Origin of the sequence: Haloplanus ruber, from assembly GCF_024494725.1 — an archaeon.
Classification (GTDB): Archaea; Halobacteriota; Halobacteria; order Halobacteriales; family Haloferacaceae; genus Haloplanus; species Haloplanus ruber.
The window spans coordinates 95711-116614 of record NZ_JANHDK010000006.1; the positions used below are offsets into that span (position 1 = coordinate 95711).

A 20904-nucleotide genomic window follows, 5' to 3' on the forward strand; every position below is an offset into this window, starting at 1 on the left:
CTCACCCGCCCGGACACTCGCGACCGGCCATCGATCCCCGCTCGGGTCCCTGAGAGACGGGGTCGGTCGCCCCCGTTTCTACGTTTACGAGCGCCGCCCGTCCGCCGTAGCCGTGCGTTCGGTCGTGGCCCCGGACGACGACACAGGTCGCCCCCTCGGGCACCGAGACGGTGGCCGAGCGCGTGAACCGCCGCGTTCCGTGGGCGTGTGCGAGGTCACGACGACCGAGTCGGTCGCCGTCGAGCGTCTCTACCTGCCACCAGTTCGCGTACCCCGCCTCGCCGTCGTCGTCGTGGTACAGCGTCACGTCGAACTGGTGACCGTCCGGTCCCGACTCGACGGCAACGTCCACGACGTTTGCCTCTCGGAGGTCGAGGTCGGTTGCGGCCGTCGCCGTGGACGCTCCCGTCGTCCCGGCGCTGGACGGTGACGCTTCGCTGTCGCCACCGTCCCCGCCGGCACAGCCCGCGAGTCCGACGACAGCCGCGAGCAGTCCCAGAGCGGCCCGTCGCGTGCAACGTATCGGCGACACGGGTTGGCGTACGGCCGCCGCCGCAAAGTACTGTCGGCTGTGTTATATGACCTCGGCGAAGAAGGCAGCCACCTGCTCGCCGACCGTCCGCTCCTGGCCGACGAAGAAGTGATCGGCCGCGAAGGTTGCTACCGTCCCCCTCTCTTCCACCGCGTCAGCGACGGCTGCGGCGTCGACGGTGTCGTCCCGAGTGCCGTATCCCACCCATAGCGGCGCGTCGATTCGGGCGGTGGCGGCGGCGACGTCGCTTCCGTCGTCGAGGGTGGCGACCGGCGAGAGGGCGGCGACGGCGACGGGCGTTTCGGCGGCGGTCAGGAGGGCGACCCCACCACCGAAACTGTACCCGAAGAGCGCGACCCGGTTGTAGCGGTCGGTGGCCCACGCCAGGGCCGTCCGGGCGTCGGCCTGTTCGCCCCGACCCTCGTCCCAGGGGCCGTAGTCGAAGCGCAGGCAGTCGATCCGGTCGGGGAGCGCATCGCTCACGGCGGTCAGACGGGGGTCGTGGCGGTCACCGCCGTGCTGGGGGTGGGGAGGACAGGCGACGACGACGGTGTCGGCGTCGGCGTCGGTGTCCAGACTCGCTCGTCCCGCTCGGCCGCCGGGGAGGTGGACGCGTTCGGTCGGCACGGCCGGCCATAGACGGCCGGGCACCTCAATCCCACCGTTCGGCGGGTGAGATTTTAAGGCTCGCGTCCCGAACGGGGGGTATGGGAATACTCTCGCGGGCCTCCTACGTCGTCCGGTCGAAGCTCAGCGCCCTCCTGAATCGGGCCGAGGACCCCACGGAGACGCTCGATTACTCCTACGAGCGGATGCGCGACGAGTTACAGGAGGTCAAACAGGGCATCGCGGACCTGACGACCCAGAAAAAGCGCCTAGAGATACAGAAACGCCGGCTGGAGGAGAACGTCGAGAAGCACAACGAGCAGGCACGCGAGGCCGTCCAACAGGACCGCGACGACCTGGCGCGGCGAGCCTTGGAGAAGAAAAAGGAGAAGATGAGCCAGATCGAGGAGTTGGAGGGCCAGATTGCGGACCTCCAGTCGACACAGGACGACCTAGTCGAGAAGAAAAACGATCTGCAGAGCCGGATCGAAGAGTTCCGGACGAAAAAGGAGACGATGAAGGCCCGCTACGAGGCTGCGGAGGCGTCGACCCGCGTCTCGGAGGCGATGAGTGGCGTCGGCGACGAGATGAGCGACGTGGGCCGGGCACTGGAGCGCGCCGAGGAGCGGACCGACGACATGGAGGCCCGTGCGTCCGCGATGGACGAACTGCAGGAGTCGGGGACCTTCGACGACGCCCTCTCCGACGAAGATGAGATCGATCGCCAGCTATCGGCCGGCCGGACCGAAAGCGAGGTGGACGCGGAACTGGAGACGCTCAAGAGCGAACTGGGCGAAAGCGAGCGTACGGGGACGAGTGAGTCAGCGGGATCGGCCGCGGCCGACGGTGACGCCGCCGACGAGGCAATCGAAGCCGAACTCGACGAGTTGCGAAACGACGAGGACGAGGGATCGGCCTGATGGGCACAGACTCGTCGCTCGTCGGCGGCGTAGCGGAGTCGACCGACCCCGAGACGCGGGCGGCATTCGAACGCCGGGTCGACGAGCAGGCCGAGCGCATCCGGGCGGATATCCGCTCGGGCCGTCTGGACACCGACGAGTTCGCGGTCGGGATGGAACTCGAAGGGTACGCCGTCGACGACGCAGGGCGACTCGCGCGGGTCCCCGAGGCGGTCTTCGACCGCGCTGACTGTGGGAAGGAACTCGGCGTCCACAACTTCGAGGTGAACTCGGCGGCGACGACGTTCGACGCCGCAGGGATCGCCGACCAAGCCGAGCGTATCCGGGCGAACGTCGACGCCGCGGCGTCGGCGCTCGGGGAGGTCGACCTCGCGCCCGTCCTTGACGCCATGTGGACGATTCCGCCGGCCGAGGGAACCGACGCCTACCTCGGGTCCGTCGAGCGTCGCGATGGCGTCGTCGTTGCCGAGAACATGCGCCACCACCCCCGCTATGTCGCCCTCGACAACGAGATCCTAGAGCGAAGCGACGGATCGATCACCCTCGACGTCCCCGGCGTCTCCCTGTCGTATCCGACGATCCTCATGGAGTCGCTCGCGACGTCGATCCAGCCCCACCTCCAGATCCCCGACGTCGAGACCTTCCCCCGCTATTTCAACCTCGCCCTTCGGACGATGGGGCCAGTACTCTCCTTATCGAGCAACGCCCCCTTCCTCCCAGCGGACTGCTACGACGACGACCCCGCGGTGATCGACGCGACGCCCCACGAACTCCGGGTCCCCGTCTTCGAGGGGAGCATCAACGCCGACGCACCCCGTGACGAGGGGAAGGTCCGATTTCCCGACGACGTAGCGCAGGCAACGGACGTGGTCGACCGCGTGGTCGCCGACGAGACGTACGCACCGGTGCTCGCGGACGGCGACGACCCCAATACCAGCCCGTACCGGGCGACGATCCGCGAGTACGACCACAAGCGCGGCGTCCACTGGCGGTGGGTCCGAGGTGTCGTCGGCGGGCACCCCGTCGGCACTGAACCGGACGGTGCGTCCCTCCGCATCGAGTACCGCCCGCTCCCCACACAGCCGACGGTACGGGACACCATTGCCGTCCAGGTGCTCGTCGTCGGCCTTCTCCGGGGACTGGGCACCGCGGATCACCCGCTGACCGAGTTGCCGTGGGCGGCGGCCCGCGACTGCTTCTACGACGTCGTTGCCGACGGCCCGGACGCGCCCCTCGCGTGGGTGACCGCCGACGGCGACCGAACCACCGACCCCGAGACCGTCTACGACGAACTGTTCGCGTACGCGCGTCGCGGCCTCCGGGACGCCGGTCTCGACGACGACACCATCGACGCCTCCCTCGAACCGCTCGAACGCCGCCGCGACGGGACCGTTCCGAGCGCGTGGAAGAAAGCGCGCGTCCGCGAGGCGGTCGCCGACGGCGACACCCTCCCCGAGGCGGTCGAGCGGATGCAACGCGACTACATCGAGCGGGCGGGCGGCGAGACCCCCTTCGTCGACTGGTAGGGGGGAGCTACACGGGCCTTCCGGGCACGGCTAACGGTGAAACTGTCTAGCACGCTGAAACGTTCCCCTATAATTAACATAGATGGCGTCTGGATGGGAACCGTGTTCGAAACAACGCCCCTCGGGATCGAGGACCGTGGCCCCCAGACCGCCGCCGTGTGTCGGGACCCAGCGCCGGTGGTCGGGGCACGTCCCGGCGACGATAGCGGAACCTGTCGCCACCGGTTCGTGACGCCGCGGATCACCGACGGCGCCGACCGCCGTCGGACGTCCCACGTCGTCACCGGCGTACCGAACCGCTCCTGTACCCGGGTCGGGACGTGGCAACGCCCGTGAGCCGGCACCACTGGATCGCGGCCGCGTTCGCCCTCTTACTCGTCCTCTCGATGCCGGCCCCGGCGACAGCCGTCGACCGGTCCACCATCGACGATCCGTTCTCCGATCGGAGTCTGTCGAAGGTCTACCCGGGGGTCGACGACTTCTCGGAGCCGTCGGGGCAGTACCAGACAGTCGAGGCCTACCGGCAGGTCGACGGCGAACGACAACTCGCTGGCTACGTCTTCCTCACGAGCAACGTCGTCGACGTCGATGGATACGGTAACGAACCCATCGAGTTTCTGGTCGCACTCGACACCAACGGCACCATCCGTGGGGTCGAACTCGTCGAACAGCACGAACCCTTCTTCGACCGCGCCTCGGCGATCCAACGGCTGCGCCGGTTCAGCTACCAGATGGTCGGAATGTCGGTCACCCAAGATGTCACGCTTCGTGACCCCGACGCGAACGAGCACCACGTCGACGCGCTCACCGGCGCGTCGGTGACCACCCGAGCCTCCATCGAGACGGTGACGCGGTCGGCCCGACTCGTGGCCAAATCGGAGGGTATCGTCTCGTCGTCGGTGCTCGACGGGGGGGCGGCCAACGAGACGGCGACGAATCAGTCCGCGGAACGCCGCATGACACTCAGCGACCTGGGACGCGGAACGGCGCTCGCTCGGTGGACCACCGGGGGAGCGAACGCCTCGGGCGGCGCGAACGACGCTCCGACGCTCTATGCGGCGCCCATCGAGTCCGATCCCGTCAGGCAGAGTCTACTCGGCGACCGGGAGGGTGGTCCCCCCGACGCCAACGCGACGGTCATCTGGGTCGGCCTCACCGTTCCGGGGTCGACGGCACGACCGGAGCGACTCCGCCTCCACCAGTGGACCCGGTCGTACGCGCCGCCGATCCACGAGACCCAGATCGAGGGCGTCGACTGGAGCGCCGCGCTGGTGATCGAGGAGGGTCTCGATACCGCTCGCCCGTTCGTCCTCGGCCTGACCGTGGACGGGGAGCGTCTCAGCCGGACCTACGGCCCCGGTGGACTCGCGGTTCGGCGCCCGGTCGACGCCGTGGCCGCCCGGACACTGCCGGCGTGGGTCGGCACGGTCGAGTCGGCGTGGGAGGACAACTGGCCCGCGGCCGCCGCGCTCATCGTCTTCCTGACGGGAATCGTCGGCGTCTTCAGCTTTCGGTCGCGGATCAGCCGACGCGCGGGGTGGACGACCAACCGCCTGCGGATCGGCACCTTGGTGGTGACGCTTGCGTTCATCGGCTGGTACCATCCGACCCAGCCCACCACTCAGCAAATCGCCATCCTCGTCCGCGAAATCGTCTCGTGGGCGACCACCGGCGGGTTCCGCTGGGCGCTGTTTTTCTCGGCCCCACTCGTCGCCATCACGTTCATCTGCATCGCGCTCGTCATCCCGAAGTGGGGACGTGGTGTCTTCTGTGGGTGGATCTGTCCGTTCGGGGCTCTCTCGGAACTGCTCTACAAGCTGACTCCGTGGGAGTACGAACTCCCCCGTGAGTACCACGTCAAACTCGAGAAGCTCCGCTACCCGCTCTTTATCGCCATCGTGATTGGATTCGTGATCTCGACGGATCTCGGAGCGACACTAGCGAAGGTCGAACCGTTCAAGGCCGCCTTCTACCGGTCGCTGGTGACCGATCCCGTCTACATCGGCTGGTCGGCGGTGCTCATCGTCTCGGGGGCGTTCATGTTCCGGCCGTACTGTCGGTACCTCTGCCCGCTTGGGGCCGGATTGGCGCTCGGGAACGTCCTCCAGCGAGAGCCGATCCAGCGATACGACCTCTGTGGCGACTGCGTGAAATGCCAGAGCGACTGTGAGTTCCAGGCCATCGAGGACGACGGCTCTATCGACCGCTTCCAGTGTTTCCAGTGTTCGGTCTGTGTCGACAACTACTACGATCCCGAAGGGTGTCCGGTCGTTCTCCAGTACGACAACGAACACGGCTTCACGGTCGATGCCTGGCGAGACCCCGCGCTCATCGAGCGCATCCGCCCCGAGGATCGGACGGGCGAACAGCGCCGCATCCTCGACGAGCACACCATGACCGACGGCGGTGACCCAGAGCCGTACGCAGGAAGTTCCGACCTCGTTCCCGCGGGCACCATCGTCGACATGGTCCGGCAATCGGCGGGCGACGGCGGCCCGTCGGGGTCGGACGGAGCGTGCGGGTGTTCGGGTTCGGATGAGTCGTGCGGGTGTTCAGGGTCGGACGAGTCGTGTGGCTGTTCGGGATCAGCCTGGCTCGACGGGGGGAACGACGATGCGTGAACTCGACCGCCGGTCGTTCCTGACGGCCGCCGGCGGCGCCGCGGGGGCCGGACTCCTCGGGCGGACGCTCCTCGTCCGCGGAGAGATCACGGAAGTTCGGAGCACCCGCCTCATGATGGGTGGACTCGTCACCGTTACCGCCGTGACGCGGGACCCCGACCGAGCCGAACTCGGCGTCGAACGCGCGTTCGCGGCGATGGATCGTCTCGAATCGGTGTTCACGCGCCACGACGCGGCGGGCGAGGTGGCACGCCTGAACGAGGCGGGCGTCCTCGCCGATCCCTCGCCGTCGCTCGTCGCACTCCTCCGTCGCTGCCAGCGGGTCTACGACCGAACCGACGGTGCGTTCGATCCGACCGTCCTGCCGGTGGTGACCGCCCACGAGTCCGGTCACGACGACCCGCGTGACGCCCGTCGGCAGGTCGCCGACGCGACGTTCGACTCGGTCACAGTCGCCGACTCGAAACTCCGCACGCCCACGCCGCTCACCCTCGACGGCGTCGCCAAGGGTGCGGTGGTCGACGCCGGCGTTGCCACCCTCCGCGACTGGGTCGATGCCGGCCTGATCGAGGCGAGCGGAGACGTTCGCGCCTTCGGCGGCGGAGACGGGCGGTGGCGCGTCGGGGTCGAGAACCCGCGTGGCGACGGCCTCGCCGCAACCCTCCGTCTCGACAGCGGTGGCGTCGCCACCTCCGGTGACTACCGCATCTACTACGACGAGGACCGAACGGACCACCACATCGTCACGCCCGGGTCCGGGGAGTCCCCAACCACTGATACCAGCGTCACCGTCGTTGCGCCCGACGCGACGACGGCCGACGCCTACTCGACGGCCGCGTTCGTCATGGACGACGACCGTGCGTCGTCGCTCGTCGAGGCTCGCGACGGACTCGCGGCCCTGTTTCTCACCCGTGACGGCGGCCGACGCCGCACCGACGGCTGGGCCGACCGACTGGCCGCGGACTGATCTGCCACGATCACCGGTCCTGTCCCGGTCTGCTTTCGTTACCCGGTCGAGTCGTGGCCCGGGACTCGTCGGGGGAGCGGTGTTCGACACCGAGCCAGATACGTCAACGGCGATTTGTGAATAATCGAATAAAACGGAGGGTATAGGCGCTCGACGACCGTTGTGGACAGCGTATGATTCCCCCTACCGATTCGCCCGACTCGGATCCGGAGTCAGTGGACCGATCAGGGAGGTCGGCCACGGATCGTCACGTCTCCTCCTCGGCGTTGACGAGCCGTCACCTCGAAGCGGCGCTCGCTGCCGAGGAAGACGCCGAGAAGAACTACCACATTCGGTCGGCGCTCCAGCGGATGATGATCGCCGGAGAGGCCCGCTCTGGACGACAGCGCTAGCGGGTCGACCGGACGCCCGTCCCCGGTCGGTCGGGGAAAGTAACGGTGCCGCCGGCGTAGGTTGGCCCCTCGTAGGCGTCCTCGGCGAGGAGAAGCGCGCCGTCGAGGTCGGCGTAGTCGACGAGCGGTGCCAGATGACAGGCGGCGGCGATGGACGCGGTCGACTCGACCATACAGCCGAGCATCACCTCCAGGCCCTGTGCGCGGGCGGCGTGGACCATCCGTACCGCCTCGCGGACGCCCCCACACTTCATGAGCTTCAGGTTCACGATGTCGACGCGGTCGGCCACCCGTGGCACGTCCGGGAGCGCCACACAGGACTCGTCGGCGGCGACGGGCAGTGCGCTTCGCTCGTGGACGTACGGCAGGCGGTCGTCATGTTCGGCGGGGATCGGCTGTTCGACAAATTCGACGCCGAGGTCGGCTAGCCAGTCGCTCTTTTCGACTGCCTCGTGCGGCGTCCACGCCTCGTTGGCGTCGACCCGGATCGTCGCCTCGGGGGCCGCGGCCCGCACCGCCTCGACTCGCTCGCGGTCCCGGTCGGTCCCCAGTTTCACCTTCAGGACCGTGTACCCCTCCGTGGCGGCCGTCTCGGCTGTCGCCGCCATCGCCTCCGGTTCGTCGATGGCGACCGTATAGGAGGTCGGGGGCGCACGCCCGGACTCGAGGCCCAGGTGCCGGTAGAGTGGCACCCCCAGCCGACGGGTCGCGAGGTCGTGACAGGCGATACTGACCGCGGCGCGGGCGGCAGGGTTGTCACGGATCGTCCCGCGCAGTCGACGCTCGATCCGCCCCAGCGCCAGCGGGTCGTCGACCGCTTCGACGGCATCGAGGAGAGCGGGAAGGACTGCGGTCACGGTGTCGGCCGTCTCGCCGTAGTGGGCGTCGGGCGCGGCGGCGCCGATTCCCGTCTGCCCGGCGTCGTCGCTCACTCGGACGACGACCGTCTCCACGTCGGTTTGTGTCCCTCGCGAGATAGCGAACTCACCGTCAATCGACAGGTCGAGTCGCTCGAATGTCGCGTTCATGGGAGTTCGTCGAGTATCGTCTCGGCCCCGAAGCGGATGGGGTCGGTCGCGGGCGCGCCGATAGCGTCACCGTAGGCCGTCACGGCCTCCCGTGCCGCGTCGTCGGCCTCGAACGCCCGGGTGTCGAGTGCGCCGGCGGCTACCTGCGTCGGCGCGACCGGTGCCGCGAGCGACTCGTAGAGGTCGACGTACGTCTCGACCGGTGGGAGCGCGACGGACTCGTAGCCGTGGATCGCCTCTCGGCCGGCGCTGTGGGTCAACACGAGTGCGTCGGGCATCGCTCCGTGGAGCAGGCTACAGGTCACCCCGGAGTAGGCAGGGTGGACGATGGTTCCCTGCCCCTCGACGAAGAGGACGTCGTGATCGGCGGCGGCATCGAGGACCATCCGCTCGACGGCGCCGGCGGCGAAGTCGGCAATCGTCCGGTCGACCGGAATCCCCCACCCGGCGATCATGATCCCCGTCTGTCCGGTGGGGACAAATCCGGCGTCGATTCCCTGCGCTCGGGCGGCGGCGACGAGTTCGAGCGTCGTCGTCATCTTGCCCGTGTTGCAGTCGGTGCCGACGGTCAGCACCACGTCGGCGTCGACCTGGCCCGCTTGCCCCTCGCTCACGCCGAGGTCAGCGGGCGGGCGGCGAACGTCGACCAGATCGGCCCCGGACTCGGCGGCGCTGTCGGCAAACTCCGGGTCGTCCGCGAGGAAGTAGTGTAACCCCGAAATCACGTCACAGCCGGCGTCGATGGCGGTCTGGACGTCCGGCCGCCAGGACTCGTCGAACGCGCCGCCGATGGGCGAGATGCCGATCACCAGCGCGTCGGGGTCCATCTCGAGTGCCGCGTCCATGCTCTCGACAATCGGCGCGTCGTCAACGTCGGGGACGTGGTCGATGACTCGTTCGCCCGCGTGGGCGCGGTCGAGCACCGCCGCCACGTCGTAGTCCGCGTATCGGAGAACGCCGACGGCCGTCTTCGCCCGGCCTGGAAACTGCTCGTGGGCGAGCACGACCACCGAGTCGTCCGAATCGAGTGTAACCGACATATCCCCTCCGACGGAGGGACGTGAATTAATCCCTCGGTTACGCCGCGTCGGAAACCGTGAGGACGACTTTGCCGCGCGAGCCGTCGGACAGCACGTGTCGCTGTGCCTCGGCGGCCGCTTCGAGGGGGTAGGTCGCCTCGATTTCAACGGTGAAGGTGCCGTCGGCGAGCAGGCGGCCCACCCGTTCGAGGATCGGCGCTTGATCGTCGCGCGAGGCCATGATCGACATAAAGGAGAGGTCGGCGTCGGCGATTTTGCCGGTCATCGACGCGCCGGGGTCGATGGTGATCGGCTCCTCCTCGCCGAGGACGACGATCCGTCCTCCGCGGGTCAGGACCTCGAGGTCCGTCGTGACGTTGGCGGCGGCGTGGGTTTCGAGCACCACGTCGATCTCGCCGCCCGCGGCCTCGCGGATCCGGTCAGCGACGTCGTCGCCGGCGTAGTCGATCACGCCGTCGGCGCCGAGATCACCGACGAACGCCCGGTCGCTCCCCGCCGTGGCAACGACGGTGGCACCCGCGTGGTCGGCGATTTGGACGGCCGCGTGGCCGACGCCGCCCGCCCCGCCTTGGATCAGACAGGTGTCCCCGACCGAGAGTCCGCCCCGGTTGACGAGGCCCCGCCACGCCGTCGCGAAGGCCATCGCGGCGGCCGCGCCGTCGGCGAACGATACCTCGTCGGGGAGGGGGGCGAGCGACGCCGCCGGAGCGGCGACGTACTCGGCGTACGTCCCGTCCTCGAACAGGCCGAGGCCGGTGGCGAACACCCGGTCGCCGACCGCGACGCCCTCAACGCCGTCACCGACCGCCTCGACGACGCCGGCGGCGTCCGAGCCGCCGACGTGTGGGAGGCCGCCCGCGGGGCTGACTCCGCCCTCCCGAACGTAGGTGTCGATGGGGTTGACGCTCGCCGCGTGCACTCGGACGAGCGCCTCGTCGTGGCCCGGGTCCGGTGTCGGTACGTCGTCGACTGTCAGTACATCCGCGTCGCCGTGTTCGTGGTATCGGATTGCCTTCATGGATTGGATCGTCGGTCGCCTGCACTTGGTCGCTTCCCGGTTCTACGTTCTGTCTGCGGCCGTTCACTCGTCGTGTGGGATGACGATCACGGGGCGGTCGGTCCCGAGGAGGACACCCTGCGTGACGCTTCCGAGCAGGACTTTGCCGACCGCGCTGCGCTGGCGGGCGACCATGACGACCGCATCCACGTCCTCGCTCGCCGCCAACGCGATGATCTCCTCGGCCGGGTCGCCGTGCCGGGAGTGGACGTCGACGGTGAACCCGCTCTCGGAGAGCCGGCCGGCCGCGTCCGTGATGACGTCGGGGAGTTCCTCGGCGTCGTAGAACTCGTCGGACTCGATGTCCGACCACTCTCCGTGGACCTCGAACTCCTCGAAGACGTTGAGCACCGTCAGCCGTGTCTCGCTCGGATCGTAGTGAAGGTCACCGATCCCCGACACGAGGCGGTCGATGTGGTCCCGGTTCTGGTCCATCGGGACAAGTAGTCTCGGCATGCTAACCCCGTTTTCGGCCGTCGACTTAACTGCACGGTGACGGCGAGACCGTCACTCGCGTTCGTCGAGCAGTTCGCCGATCGTCTTGACCGTCTCGACCGGGTGGCGACCCGAGGGCGGCCAGCCCATGGCGACGATCCGACACGGCTCGTCGAACGGGTTGTGAACCAGGTGGACGCCCTCCGGTCCCGCGTCGAAGCGGACAGTGTCGCCCTGTTCGGCGATAAATCGGTCGTCCGCGACTTCGACCCGACACCGGCCGGCCGCGACGTGGATCAACTCCGCCTGGTCGTGGTGGTAGTGAAAGTGGCTCTGGGAGAGACGCTCGCCGGGTTCGAGGACGGCGACGTTCAGGTTGAACGGCTCGATATCGAGTTTCGGCGACAGTTCCCAGCGCGTTCCAGGTTTGTCGTCACGTGGGTCGCTCTCGGATGGACGAACGCGCTGCCAGCCTTCGGACATACGGTGCGGTCACCCGCGACAATAATAAATCGCCCGCAGGCGCCGCCTATCCCTCGGCGGGGGTGGTGACGTCCACCGATCCCGACCGGAGGAAGTAGCCACAGGCGGCGACGATGGCGGCCACGAGCAACACCTGACCGATCATCGTGGGGACGAAGATAGCACCCAGTCCCAGCAGGAGGAAGACCGGCCGCAGAAGTGTCGGAATCTGCTGTCGGATGTACCCGGTGAGCCCGATGCTCACCGAGACGAATCCCGCGAAGACGATGACGAAGGCGACGAGCGTCATCGGACTGGGGTAGAGGAGTGCCTCGTTGTAGAAGAACGCGAAGGGAAGCAGGAACATCGGGAAGCCGATGCGGAGCGACTCGACGGCCGTCTCCCAGAAGTCGGAGCCGGCAATCCCCTGGCCGATGATGACCGAGAGCGCAATCGGCGGCGTGATGTTCGAGACGATGGCGAAGTAGAAGACGAACATGTGAGCGGTGAACTCCTGGACGCCGATCTGCACCAGCGACGGCGCCACGAGCACGGCCACGATCATGTAGGCCGCAGTCGTCGACATCCCCATGCCGAACGCGATGGCGGCGAGCATCGCCAGGAACAGCATGACGACGACGACACCACCGGACAGCAAGACGAGGTACGACGAGAGTTGCTGTGCGAACCCAGTGACGATCAGCGCTCGGATGACGATACCGAGACTCGCCAGCAGGATCGTGATGTTGAGCGTCGCCTCGGCGCCACGGCGCATCCCTTCGAGAGACTCACGGAGGAACAGTTTGAACGCGGCCGCGAGATCCTCCTCTTTGGCGTCGGTGACGACTTCGAAGGCGACGCGGACGAGACGCAGTCCCATCAGCGAGACGATGGCGTAGAAGCCGGCGACCATCGGGTCGGCGCCGATACCGATCAGCCACCACAGCAGGATGGCGAACATCCCGATATACTCGAAGTGACGCACGATATCGAACAGCCGCTTGCCGAGACCCCGCGGATCAGGCTCGGTGGTGATCGTCGTCGAGACGCTGTTGCTCGTGCTCAGCGAGATGGCGACCGAGACGGTGAGGAAAAAGAGGATGGCCGGCGCTATCGCGCCGATGACGATGTCGGAGTAGTTCGGATCGATGAGTTCGGCCATCAGGAACGCGCCGGCGCCCATGATCGGCGGGAGTACCTGCCCGCCACAGGAGGCGACCGCCTCGATGGCGGCCGCAATCTTCGGCCGGTAGCCGTTCTCCTTCATCAGCGGGATGGTGAACGCACCGGTCGTTGCGGTGTTAGCAGCGGTCGATCCGTTGATCGACCCCATGAACATGCTCGCGGCGACGGCCACCTGACCGATCTCGATGTACTTGCGACGTGCGGCCAGTCGCGTCATCCCTTTGATGAACGTCGCCATCCCGCCGTACTTCTCCATCAGTCCGGCGAGAATGAGGAAGATGACGACCCAGGTCGCCGAAATCTGCAGGAGCGTTCCGAGTAGCCCCTCCATCTCGACGGTGTTCATCGTGATGATCCGCTGGACCGTCAGCCCGCGGTGGGAGAGCAGCCCAGGCATCAGCGGCCCGAAGTAGGAGTACACCAGGCCGACCAGCGCAATCCCGGTGATGAGCCGGGAGACGTGTGCCAGCGCGACCAACACCAGGAGGATCACCAGCACGCCGGAGATGATCGCGGTGTCGGTGTAGACCCCCGCGGTCAGCCGTATCTGGTCGTAGTTGGACTGGATGTAGTACAGCGGGATCACCGAGATAACGCTGTACAGCGCGTATCCGACCGTCTTAGCCTTCCCCGTGGTCGCCGACCAGTCTTCGTCCAGCATCTGGATGATGCCCCACAGCGAGAGCACCATCGCGAGGTGGATGATCCCGTGGCGAGCGCGCGGCAGCTGGAACGTCTGGGCGTACCACAGGTGATAGAGGAAGAAGACGACCGTGATCGCGTACACCAGCAACTCGACCGGCCCCTTGTTCCAGATCTGTTCGGAGTAGCTATCCCGGAACTTCTCGTCGATAGTCCGCTCTATGTCCGCGAGCGAACGGGTGTCCTGATCGGCGTCGTTGCCGGTGGCCATCGTGGGTAGCTATGCCTCGGGTGGGGCGGTCAGGTCGTAGTCTTCGAGCAGCCCTTCCTCCTCGTAGTAGCGGTAGGCACCCTCGTGCAGCGGGATGTCGGGGTGGAGCTGGCCGAGGAAGCGGTCCGGGTCCGGGAAGAAGGCCATGACGTCGTCCTGTTCGAGGAGCGCCTCCCCTTCTTGATGGGTGAACCGAGCGATGTCGTAGACGATGTCGGCGTCCGCGTTGGCGTTCACGACGTAGAGGTACGTCAGCGTGAACGTATCGAGGGGGTCCTGGTAGTTCTCGGCGAACTGCGAGACCGTGTCGGCGTCCAGCTGGACGTACGTCGAGTAGCCGAGGTCGTTATTGAGGAGGTCGCGCGTGGACTGCGAGATCGGGAGCGGCTCCCAGTTGACCGTCGCGTCGATCTCCTGGAACCAGCCCTGCGGGGTCGTCTGGTTGACGGTCCAGGTGAACGCCGCGTCGACCTGTCCCGAACGGAGCGCGCTCGGAATGTCGGCGAAGGCCATATACCGGTTGTCGACGTTGTCGAGACCGATTTCGGCGTCGACAATGGCTTCGACCGGTGGCCGCGTCCCGGAGCCGGCCGACGAGATGGCGATTGGGCGCCCCTCCAGGTCGTCCCAGCCGCTCACCGCGTCCGCGTTGTACAGGCCGAAGTTGTAGAAGCCCATATAGCCGCGGACCTGCCGGTGGTTGCTGAAGTCCTGCAGCCCTTGGTCCTCGTAGGGGCCCGTATCGGGCGCCGCGTCGAGGAGCTGTGTCGTCGTTCCGCTCATCTCGAACTCGCCGGCGTCGAAGCGACGGTACGACGCTCCCGTCCCCTCCGTGATGACGGCGTCGACAGAGACCGAATCGAGCGCGTCGTTTTGCTCCGCGTACTGGCTCCACGTGGACCCGATCCGGAACGACGATGACCCTTCCGAGGAGGTGCCGAGCGTCCAGCTCGCCTGACCGCCGCCACCGTCGCCCCCATCGCCGCCGCCCCCGCCCCCGCCGCCGGAACAGCCGGCAAGGGTGGTTGTCGCTACTGTCGCTACACCTGCTCGCTTGAGGAACTCCCGCCTAGCTTCGTCCATGGTAATACCGTCCGCTAGGCATGATGTGATCTATCACATAAAAAGATCCCTCATACCGTCGGCCGGCTGACCTGATCAGTCGACAGACGTGATCCGGGTGCTTATCCGCCGTTCGTTCCTACACACAGGCATGGCCGTGTACCAACGCCGGACGCGTGTCGGCGCGCCGCTGGAGTCGGTGTGGGACTTTCACTCCCGCGTGAGTGGACTGGAGGCGCTGACCCCGGGGTGGATGCACCTCCGGATCGAGGAGGTTCAGGGACCGGACGGTAATCCCGATCCGGAGATTCTGGTTCCCGGATCGCGCATCGAAGCCTCGGTCCAACCCTTCGGCGCCGGGCCGCGACAGCAGTGGACCTCGCTGATCACCGAGCGCGAACGCGAGGGAGCGACCGCCCACTTCACCGACGAGATGGCCGGCGGACCGTTCCGCCACTGGGAGCACACCCACCGCTTTTTCGCCGACGGGGACGAGACGGTCGTCGACGACCGGGTGGTCTACGCCCTCCCGTTCGGGCCGCTTGGCGACGCCATCGCGCCGCTAGCCCGTGTCGGCTTCGAACCCATGTTCCGGTTCCGACACCGGCGAACGCGCGAACTCCTCGAGTGAGCGTCCGTGTCAGATCGCTGTTCTCGTAGGTTGTTACCTCTGTTCGTGGTAACAGTTGCCATACAGTGACGACAATCCGTATGAGGCCGGCGGCCCAACGACCGATATGGACGTCGTCGACCTAGACCACGCTGCTTTCCGCGTGAGCGACCTCGACCGCGCACTCGAGTTCTACCACGACCTGTTGGGGATGCCGATCCGCGACCGTGACCGCTACGAGGCCGGGGAAGTTCCCTACGTCGCGGTCGTGGCCGGTGGCCGCCATCTCCACCTCGTGCCGACCGACGAATCGGTTTCCGTCGGCGGCGAACACGTCTGTCTGCTTCTCCGGTCGGACGGCACCGGCACCCGAGCGGAGATGGACGCCCTCCTCGAGGAACTTCGGGACGCAGGCGTCACGGTTGAATCCGGGGAGCCACACGAGCGCTACGGTGCCTACGGTCGCGACTGGGCGGCGTACGTTCGGGACCCCGACGGCCGGCGGGTCGAACTCAAACTTCACTGAGTGTCGCCGGGCGTCCGGGTCGACGCGGTGACGTAGATCCCAGCGAGGACGACTGCGCCGCCGAAGAGCGTCGTGGGCGGCGGGACCTCCGAGAGAAGCACCAGCGCGAGCAGCGTACTGCCGACGGGTTCACCGAGCAAGGAGACGCTGACGACGTGTGACTCGAGGTGGCCGAGCGCCCAGTTCACGACCGTGTGGCCGAGGACGCCCGGCCCGAGCGCCATCGCGGCGAACAGGAGCCACTCGTGCGGTGGATACGACAGGAGGCGAAGACCCTGGACCACCGCGACCCCGAACAGGACGAGCGCACAGGCCGTATACACGACCGTCACGTACGGCAACACCCCCAGTCGACGCCGAAGCGACCGCCCGGCGAGATAGTACGCCGCGACGGCCACCGCGCCGAGGAGGGCCAGCGCGTTGCCGTACTGAGCCCCCGCCACAGCGGTGTCCAGTGTGGCCGTCGGATCGACGACCGCGAGCAACTCCGGGCCGAACGAGAGCGCGACCATCCCCGCGAGGGCAACCCCGATTCCCAGGGCACCGCGTCGACTCACTCGTTCCCCCAGCAGGACCCACGCCCCGGCGGCGACGAACACCGGTTGGGCTTGGACGATGGTGACACTCGCGGCGACTGTCGTGTGATCGAGGCTCTCGAACCAGACCACGAAGTGAAAGGCCAGGGCGACCCCCGCGGCGACTGCGACGGCGGCGTCGCGAGCCTCGATCCGGGTGAGCGAGCGACGGTCGGTGCCGTCGACGAGTGGAGCGAGCGCGACGACGGTAAACGACACCCGATACAGCGCCTTGATGACGTTCGGAGCGTCACTCCAACGGACCAGGATCGCGCTCGTGCTGATCGCGAGGACCGCAACGCCCAACGCGACCAGCGGCGACACGACACGTCCCTCCGTCCCGGGCACACGAGTCCGCTCGGCGGGCGGCGGTTTACTCCTGTCGCCACGGATCGAAGAGAGGGATCGCTCCCGGCACACTTTCGAAGAAAGTTTTTCTTCAAAAAGCCAGATGGAGGATTATTTGGAATCATTTACGTAGTTGGAGATACGAATACATTCCAAGCATGCGTTCGATACGCGATTGGCTGTGGGTCGTGGCGTTCGTCGTGCTCGTCGTGTTCTCAATTCCCTGGTTCCTCTGGGGCACGTCGACGGTGGTCGCCGGGTTGCCCGTCTGGCTCTGGTGGCACCTCGGGTGGATGGGCATAGCGGCCGTGACCTTCGGGCTGTTCACCCGCCACGGGTGGGATCGGCTGATGGGCGTCGACACTGGCACCGCTGCGGGGCCGCGACTCGACGGGGGTGAGAAGCCGTGAGTCTCCAACCGCTCGGCATCGTCGTCGCGTATCTCTTGCTCGCGCTCGGTGTCGGTCTCGTGGCCTACCGCGTCGGTGGGTCGGACGCCGAGGACTTCTATCTCGCCAGCCGTACCCTCGGGACGCTCGTCCTCCTCTTTACCACCTTCGCGACCCTGCTGTCGGCGTTTACCTTCTTCGGCGGCCCGAACCTCGCCTATCAGGCCGGCCCCGAGTGGATTCTCGTCATGGGCGTGATGGACGGCGTGCTCTTTGCCATCCTCTGGTACGTCATCGGCTACCGCCAGTGGCTCATCGGGCGCGCACGCGAGTACGTCACCTTGGGTGAGATGCTCGGCGACCGGTTTGCCTCTCCCGGCCTCCGGGGACTGGTCGCGGGCGTCAGCCTCCTGTGGCTCTTCCCGTACGTCATGCTCCAGCAGATGGGCGCCGGCGAGGCGCTGCGCGGCCTCACCGGCGGGGCCGTCCCCTACTGGGGCGGCGCCGCGCTCATCACCCTCTTTATGATTGCCTACGTGATGCTCGCCGGCCTGCGGGGTGTCGCTTGGACCGACACGCTCCAGGGGCTGTTCATGCTCTCCGTGCTGTGGGTTGCGGTGGTCTGGATTCTCGGGAGCCTCGGCGGCCTCGGCGCGGCCACCCGCGGCATGGTGGCGGCCAACCCCGACTTCGCGTCCCTCGGGGGCGGTCTCTATACGCCGCAGTTCATCATCTCGTCGGCGGTCACCATCGCCTTCGGTGTGACCATGTTCCCTCAGATCAACCAGCGCTTTTTCGTCGCGAAGTCCGCGACGGTGTTGAAACGCTCCTTTGCCCTCTGGCCCGTGCTCGTCCTCTTGCTTTTCGTCCCGGCGTTCATGCTCGGGGCGTGGGCCGCCGGCCTCCCCATCGAGGTTCCCGAGGGAGCGAACGTGCTGTCGGTCCTGCTGAGCGAGTACACCCCGGGGTGGTTCGCGGCGCTCGTCGTCGCCGGTGCGATGGCGGCGATGATGTCCTCCTCGGACTCGATGCTCCTCTCGGGGTCGGCCTACTTCACCCGTGACCTCTATCGCCCCTTCGTCCGTCCCGAGGCGAGCGACCGGCGCGAGGCGTGGATCGCCCGCATCGGCGTCGCCGTCTTCGCCCTCCTCGCGTTCGCCGCCAGCCTCTCGCGGCCCGGCACGCTCATCGAAGTCGGCGACACCGCCTTCTCCGGGTTCGCCCTCCTCGCCCCGCCCGTCATCGTCGCACTCTACTGGGAGGCGACGACCCGCGACGGCATGCTCGTCGGCGTCGCCGTCCCCCAGATCCTCTATCTCCTGCACGTTCTCGTCCCGACCGTGTCCGTCGCGGTTGGGGACACGACCGTCTCCCTCCTCGCTCGCTCCTACGCCGGGTGGGACGTCGCTCTCGCGTTCATGATCCTCGCCGCCGTCCTCACCGTCGGTGTCTCACTCGTCTCCTCGCCTGCCATCGACGAGGACGCCGCCCGTTTTGCCGTTGGCGGCGACTGACCCTCCCGTTCGTCATCCGACACCCTGATTGCCGATCCGACCGAGTTCCGGCCTATGAGCGACATACTCGACGACGAAACGGCGGCAAAACTCGTCAAACACATCCGGGAGAGCGATCAGCCGAGTCCGCACTTCCAGGCGACGATGATCAACTTCGTCTGGTCGCTCTATCAGAGCGACGGCAGCCTCGACGAGGTGGGCCTCGACGACGGCGAGATGGAGGAAATTTTCCACTCACTCCCGACCGATCCCGAGAAGGAACTCGGATACACCGAGTAACGCGTTCGCGACTGGTCTCGCCCGTACCCCCCGACCGCTCGTGCGGAGGATTAAAGCCCCCCGCTGCCTTCCACTATCGTGGCACCCGCCTAGGATACGGGCGCCCACGCGGACCCGACGCCCTATCGTCGGGGTCCGTTTCTGGAACGTGCCGACAATCATTCGATACACACTTGTCGACGATGGAAGTCGCGCCCGCTGTTCACCGCCGACCACCGAACTATCTTGGAGCGTTCGTCGGGAACAGCGTCGACATCGGCACAGAACCAGCGGAAAGCACGGAGCGGAGCAAGATCACGCGGGGTGACTGCCGCAATCGCCTCACTAGCGAACCCGCTGTCGCGACACCAAACGCCATAGGCGCACAGGCCGCGTCCGGGGAGTTTAGGTCCTCGATTTCTTCCTCCTCGCACCACGAACGCTCGAAACTGGTCCTTCCAACCCTCGATGGTCTTCCCGGTAACGTGTGTCGAGGTAGCGTCCGACAGCGTCGTCAGGCCGAGGGGTTCGAGATCAGTCTTCGAAACGCGCTGCCCGCATCGAGATGTGACTGCCAGTGAAACTGCACTCACCGACAGTCACGAACAGATTTGAGTGCCGTCGGAGACGGAGCGGGACGTGCGAGCAAGCGACGCTTCGGTGAGCGGCCGACTACTCGTCGATTCGCATTCTCGAAGTCCAAATAAAAATCGTCGCCGTCGCGAGACGCTTACTGCGGGGCCGTCGCGCGAGCGATGGTGTTAGTGCCGCCACCAGCAGGGTTGATCCAGACCACCCGAACGGTCTCGCCGCCGATGTCGCCGCTTCCATTGTGAGGGGCCGTGTCTCCGGCAGTAACCGAGGAGTCAGGGAAATTCGCTTCCTCTGGCCCAATGCTCTCACTCGATACGTTGAGATTACTTTTCTCTAGGGTCTCGCCACCCTCGTGAGTAATGTTGACACCAGTATCGTTGAACTCGAAGCTCATACTGGCCTGTGGTGCGCTTTCGCTGACTTGGTCGCCCAAACCGAGGACGAACGTGCCGATCACAGCTGCAAGAATGACGGTTATTGCAACCATCAAAATCACACCAATGACCGGACTAACGGCCGATTCGTCGGTGAAAAGTTCTTTCAATTGCATTGTTTTGTTCGCCGAAGCACCAGAACGGCTGCGGCCGAAATCTGGCATGCCGCATTCGGGGGGCCACCGCGCGTTCTCGTTCGGCGTTACTACTAGCTTCCTTCGCCACCGTTATAAACTCGATGGCCCAGTTATCGCCTCGAATAACTGAAGTGTGGTTGACAGCTGTTGGGCGCCAAAAGAGATTCTACGCCCGCGGAGCCGCGTCGTCGGGAACAGGTTCCTCGGGCGCGCGTTCTTGTTTCTCGACGATCCCGCGGAATAGCCGGCTGGGGGGCCTATCGGCATCGACGGGCCAATTTCCGTAGCAGCCGACGCCCCTCTTTGCAGGGTCGATCTCACGGCCGTCAGTCGTCGCTAGCATGACCGAGGCGTCGATGTTCGAGGTAACCGTACGTGGTATTTGCAGCCTCCGACCACCCTCGTCCGACTGTCAGGTCCGACAGATGGCGAAGATTTGTGTCTTGATGCCAGTCGCACTCCAGCAATGGCCGGGGCAGAGCGAAACCGACACCGACAGCAAGGACGCGCCGAAGCGGCTGAATATACCTGCCGCTATTCTGCCGTGATTCGGTAGGAAGGGGGATTCGCCCCCCGAATTGAAGCGTGCGAGACTCGTTGCCTCCCGTTCGCTGCGCTCACCGGAGCGGAGGGCAAGCCGATCGCTGTTTCACTCCGGATCGACTCGAGAACGAGTCCGCCCTCCCCGATTTGAACGGGGGGCAAGCCGATCTACAGTCGGCTGCTCTACCAGTCTGAGCTAAGGGCGGGCACGTAGATGTACTCCCTACACC

The 20904-nt window shown here is 66.6% G+C and carries 22 protein-coding genes and 1 tRNA gene; 11 read left to right on the forward strand and 12 right to left on the reverse strand.

The window, feature by feature from the left end; genetic code table 11:
- Position 1 precedes the first annotated feature (1 nt).
- A complete protein-coding gene (locus tag NO878_RS16385; RefSeq protein ID WP_256407042.1) occupies positions 2-532 on the reverse strand; it encodes a hypothetical protein in 531 nt (176 codons plus the stop codon).
- 42 nt (positions 533-574) lie between these two features.
- The gene (locus tag NO878_RS16390) at positions 575-1159 is read right to left on the reverse strand and encodes a dienelactone hydrolase family protein (protein WP_256407043.1); all 585 of its coding nucleotides are present in this window, start codon (positions 1157-1159) and stop codon (positions 575-577) included.
- A gap of 80 nt (positions 1160-1239) precedes the next feature.
- Here NO878_RS16390 and NO878_RS16395 point away from each other — a divergent pair, with 80 nt between their 5' ends.
- The 6 genes from NO878_RS16395 (at position 1240) to NO878_RS16420 (ending at position 7564) form a co-directional block, all read left to right on the forward strand.
- Complete coding sequence (locus NO878_RS16395; protein ID WP_256407044.1) at positions 1240-2058, forward strand: PspA/IM30 family protein; 819 nt, start codon at positions 1240-1242, stop codon at positions 2056-2058.
- Entirely contained in the window at positions 2058-3584 is a 1527-nt protein-coding gene (locus NO878_RS16400) for a glutamate-cysteine ligase family protein (RefSeq protein WP_256407045.1), read from the forward strand. The genes NO878_RS16395 and NO878_RS16400 overlap by 1 nt, the downstream gene beginning before the upstream one ends.
- A 102-nt stretch (positions 3585-3686) precedes the next feature.
- Complete coding sequence (locus NO878_RS16405) at positions 3687-3920, forward strand: hypothetical protein (protein ID WP_256407046.1); 234 nt, start codon at positions 3687-3689, stop codon at positions 3918-3920.
- Complete coding sequence (locus tag NO878_RS16410; RefSeq protein ID WP_256407047.1) at positions 3917-6205, forward strand: 4Fe-4S binding protein; 2289 nt, start codon at positions 3917-3919, stop codon at positions 6203-6205. Before NO878_RS16405 ends, NO878_RS16410 begins: the two co-directional genes overlap by 4 nt.
- Positions 6198-7172 carry an FAD:protein FMN transferase gene (locus NO878_RS16415; RefSeq protein WP_256407048.1) on the forward strand — a complete coding sequence of 325 codons (975 nt, stop codon included), beginning with the start codon at positions 6198-6200 and terminating at the stop codon, positions 7170-7172. The genes NO878_RS16410 and NO878_RS16415 overlap by 8 nt, the downstream gene beginning before the upstream one ends.
- 173 nt (positions 7173-7345) lie before the next feature.
- Complete coding sequence (locus NO878_RS16420) at positions 7346-7564, forward strand: hypothetical protein (RefSeq protein ID WP_256407049.1); 219 nt, start codon at positions 7346-7348, stop codon at positions 7562-7564.
- Here NO878_RS16420 and NO878_RS16425 read toward each other — a convergent pair.
- The 7 genes from NO878_RS16425 to NO878_RS16455 form a co-directional block, all read right to left on the reverse strand.
- Positions 7561-8592: a dipeptide epimerase gene (locus tag NO878_RS16425; RefSeq protein ID WP_256407050.1), complete on the reverse strand. Its 1032-nt coding sequence runs from the start codon at positions 8590-8592 to the stop codon at positions 7561-7563. The genes NO878_RS16420 and NO878_RS16425 overlap by 4 nt on opposite strands.
- Positions 8589-9632, reverse strand: coding sequence for an N-acetyltransferase DgcN family protein (locus tag NO878_RS16430; protein ID WP_256407051.1), 1044 nt, complete (start codon positions 9630-9632; stop codon positions 8589-8591). The genes NO878_RS16425 and NO878_RS16430 overlap by 4 nt, the downstream gene beginning before the upstream one ends.
- A gap of 37 nt (positions 9633-9669) precedes the next feature.
- Positions 9670-10650: an NADPH:quinone reductase gene (locus NO878_RS16435; RefSeq protein ID WP_256407052.1), complete on the reverse strand. Its 981-nt coding sequence runs from the start codon at positions 10648-10650 to the stop codon at positions 9670-9672.
- Positions 10651-10713: 63 nt separating this feature from the next.
- Positions 10714-11145, reverse strand: a complete 432-nt coding sequence (locus NO878_RS16440) for a universal stress protein (protein WP_256407053.1) — start codon at positions 11143-11145, stop codon at positions 10714-10716.
- A gap of 51 nt (positions 11146-11196) precedes the next feature.
- Complete coding sequence (locus NO878_RS16445) at positions 11197-11607, reverse strand: cupin domain-containing protein (protein WP_256407054.1); 411 nt, start codon at positions 11605-11607, stop codon at positions 11197-11199.
- Between the two features lie 46 nt (positions 11608-11653).
- Entirely contained in the window at positions 11654-13684 is a 2031-nt protein-coding gene (locus tag NO878_RS16450) for a TRAP transporter permease (protein ID WP_256407055.1), read from the reverse strand.
- Between the two features lie 9 nt (positions 13685-13693).
- Positions 13694-14767, reverse strand: a complete 1074-nt coding sequence (locus NO878_RS16455; protein ID WP_256407056.1) for a TAXI family TRAP transporter solute-binding subunit — start codon at positions 14765-14767, stop codon at positions 13694-13696.
- Between the two features lie 130 nt (positions 14768-14897).
- Here NO878_RS16455 and NO878_RS16460 point away from each other — a divergent pair, with 130 nt between their 5' ends.
- Positions 14898-15377, forward strand: coding sequence for an SRPBCC family protein (locus tag NO878_RS16460; RefSeq protein ID WP_256407057.1), 480 nt, complete (start codon positions 14898-14900; stop codon positions 15375-15377).
- A 106-nt stretch (positions 15378-15483) separates the two neighbouring features.
- A complete protein-coding gene (locus tag NO878_RS16465) occupies positions 15484-15882 on the forward strand; it encodes a VOC family protein (RefSeq protein WP_256407058.1) in 399 nt (132 codons plus the stop codon).
- Here the strand turns inward: NO878_RS16465 and NO878_RS16470 are convergent.
- Positions 15876-16805, reverse strand: a complete 930-nt coding sequence (locus NO878_RS16470) for a DMT family transporter (RefSeq protein ID WP_256407059.1) — start codon at positions 16803-16805, stop codon at positions 15876-15878. The genes NO878_RS16465 and NO878_RS16470 overlap by 7 nt on opposite strands.
- 158 nt (positions 16806-16963) lie before the next feature.
- Between NO878_RS16470 and NO878_RS16475 the strand changes: the two genes are divergently transcribed.
- Genes NO878_RS16475 through NO878_RS16485 form a run of 3 tightly spaced genes read left to right on the forward strand, consistent with a single transcriptional unit; the run spans position 16964 to position 18987 of the window.
- Positions 16964-17215, forward strand: coding sequence for a DUF3311 domain-containing protein (locus tag NO878_RS16475; RefSeq protein WP_256407060.1), 252 nt, complete (start codon positions 16964-16966; stop codon positions 17213-17215).
- On the forward strand, positions 17212-18708 hold the full coding sequence (locus NO878_RS16480; protein WP_256407061.1) for a sodium:solute symporter family protein: 1497 nt from the start codon (positions 17212-17214) through the stop codon (positions 18706-18708). The genes NO878_RS16475 and NO878_RS16480 overlap by 4 nt, the downstream gene beginning before the upstream one ends.
- Before the next feature lie 54 nt (positions 18709-18762).
- Positions 18763-18987, forward strand: a complete 225-nt coding sequence (locus tag NO878_RS16485; protein WP_256407062.1) for a hypothetical protein — start codon at positions 18763-18765, stop codon at positions 18985-18987.
- A gap of 709 nt (positions 18988-19696) precedes the next feature.
- Here the strand turns inward: NO878_RS16485 and NO878_RS16490 are convergent.
- Positions 19697-20110, reverse strand: coding sequence for a type IV pilin domain-containing protein (locus NO878_RS16490; RefSeq protein WP_256407072.1), 414 nt, complete (start codon positions 20108-20110; stop codon positions 19697-19699).
- A gap of 696 nt (positions 20111-20806) precedes the next feature.
- Positions 20807-20880 (reverse strand) — tRNA-Tyr (locus NO878_RS16495).
- Positions 20881-20904 lie beyond the last annotated feature (24 nt).